This window comes from Geminicoccus harenae (genome assembly GCF_019800005.1).
Lineage (GTDB): Bacteria > Pseudomonadota > Alphaproteobacteria > Geminicoccales > Geminicoccaceae > Geminicoccus > Geminicoccus harenae.
In genome coordinates this window covers 1-1,852 of sequence record NZ_JABGCL010000123.1, presented here as the reverse complement: position 1 = coordinate 1,852, position 1,852 = coordinate 1, and the positions used below count along the sequence as shown (strand labels likewise).

The 1,852-nt window shown below is 56.6% G+C and carries 2 protein-coding genes; both read right to left on the bottom strand.

Annotated features, from left to right (window positions below; all coding sequences use genetic code 11):
* Positions 1-598: 598 nt before the first annotated feature.
* A complete protein-coding gene (locus HLA95_RS27140; RefSeq protein ID WP_191062100.1) occupies positions 599-850 on the bottom strand; it encodes a hypothetical protein in 252 nt (83 codons plus the stop codon).
* A 157-nt stretch (positions 851-1,007) separates the two neighbouring features.
* Complete coding sequence (locus HLA95_RS27135; protein WP_191062102.1) at positions 1,008-1,259, bottom strand: hypothetical protein; 252 nt, start codon at positions 1,257-1,259, stop codon at positions 1,008-1,010.
* Positions 1,260-1,852 lie beyond the last annotated feature (593 nt).

The window sequence follows — 1,852 nt, the reverse complement described above, 5'->3', positions numbered from 1 at the left end:
GTGGCGACCCCCATGCCGACTGCGTCTCCCGTCTGGTCCGTCATGCGCTGGCTGAGTTCGGCAACGTTGTCGCCGCCGAGCTTGTTGCTCTCGTGCTTGGAGATCTGTGCCATGTTGGTCCTCGCGGTGGCGGATGAGCTGGAACACGGCGGGATGCCTGTGCACTGCAGCATGATATAGTCTCTTATGCTGCAGCGCACAGCGAGATTAGAAATAATAATTTGAAATAAATTATTTATCGATAGACAACGCACAATCTTGTCGAAAAACTATCATGTCGGAATTTTTTAGATGATCCTGTAGAAGGCGTCTTAGTGTCTTTAGGTTGCTAACGATTATTACATGTGGGAATGAAGCACTTTTGTCCGATGCCGTAACGAAGCTGCTACGTGGCACACAATGTCTTCATTTTTGTGACGTGAGCTCGGCATGTACCAGCTCAGGGGTGTTTGGCCTGGCTCCGACCGCATAGCATCCATGATCGGCACGTCGTCGACAGGCCAACGTGCCTGCCGAATGCCAGGCATCGGGTGCGTCCTGTCCCGTCAACCAAGGCAGCATTGCGCTGTTTTAGGGGAACCTGCCCCCCTCTTGTGTCTCACGCCATCTTCGGCTCACCGGCTGCCTGGGCATGCGCTGGCGCGATGCTCATCCCTTCGGTGTCGAGAAGCATGCGCAGCATGGCTGCGAAGCTCTCTTGCAGCTGCCCCGTGCTATGAAATTGCTCCATCTCCTGGAGGGCATCGCCCCAAGAGCCATAATAGCGGTGCATCAGCGCCTGGGCATCGATGCCAAGCCGCTCGGCGGCGGTGTGCAGCAGGTCCTGGTCGGACATGAAGGGGTTCGTCATGAGCAGCTTTCGTAGGAGTAAAGGGACTTGGAGAACGGACTGCTTTGGGGAATGACCCAAGCCATCCTCAAACGGCCAGACTGTCGGCGTGGATGCTTGCCATGAGGTAGCCTCGGGAGCCGGGCATAGCCTTAGGAGCGTCCGGTCTTTCCCAGCGTCAGCTGTGCGCCAGGCGGCGATCATCCCGATCCGGCCACACCCACTGCAGGGCGGGCTGCGGGCGGACGAACCGGTCGATGTGCTGGTCAGCCGCCATGGCGGCGATCTTGGGGATATCCGAGCGGCTCAGTCCCAGGTCAGCCTTCATCTCGCGCTGGGTGTAGCTGTCGAGCTCGGTGTAGATCCTGCGGTACTCGCGCTGCCAGGCCAGGCGGATCTTGAGGCGGTCGATGATGTTCAGCAGGCCCATGCATTGTCTCCGACGGTGCCGGCGTCGGCAGGACCGGATGACCTGCTGAGGCCGGCGAAAGGTTCACGGTAGCTAACACCGTCCTCTCCCTGACCTCGAAGGGCTGCGTGCTCAGCCCGCTCTACACACAAACCTGCCGTCGTAGAATGGCCTGTGCCAGCCACGATGCTGCAGTGCAGCAATGCATGAATGAGAGGGAACGAATAAGTATGGCTGTAAGTTGCTGCGGCCGGTGATCATATTTTAGTCACATGAATGCCAAGCAATAGGCAAATACATCAATATGCCGGCTTTTTATGTCTGCATCTGATATGAGTTTTCCTCAGATATTCGCTGTAGATGTTGTTGATACTTAGCCATAGGGTCTGGTCTGGCTATCCCTGCCTCAAGGTTCGAGCTTCCATCGATAAGGTCTACCTCAGCAAGGCTTCTGCATGAGACGTTAGCCATGTCTCACATGGGCTATTCTTGATCCTTCTAAGACTGCTCCAGGCCAACCGATCCCAACAAGTCGAGCACCTCAGAGCCTGTTTGAGAATGGGTTGCTGAGCCAGAACGGCTGTGGTGGAAGCTCGGGATGTGGACCCGAGAGA

Coding starts and splice junctions, on each gene's coding strand:
- HLA95_RS27140 (WP_191062100.1), bottom strand. CDS start 850: ATGACGAACCCCTTCATGTCCGACCAGGACCTGCTGCACACCGCCGCC.
- HLA95_RS27135 (WP_191062102.1), bottom strand. CDS start 1,259: ATGGGCCTGCTGAACATCATCGACCGCCTCAAGATCCGCCTGGCCTGG.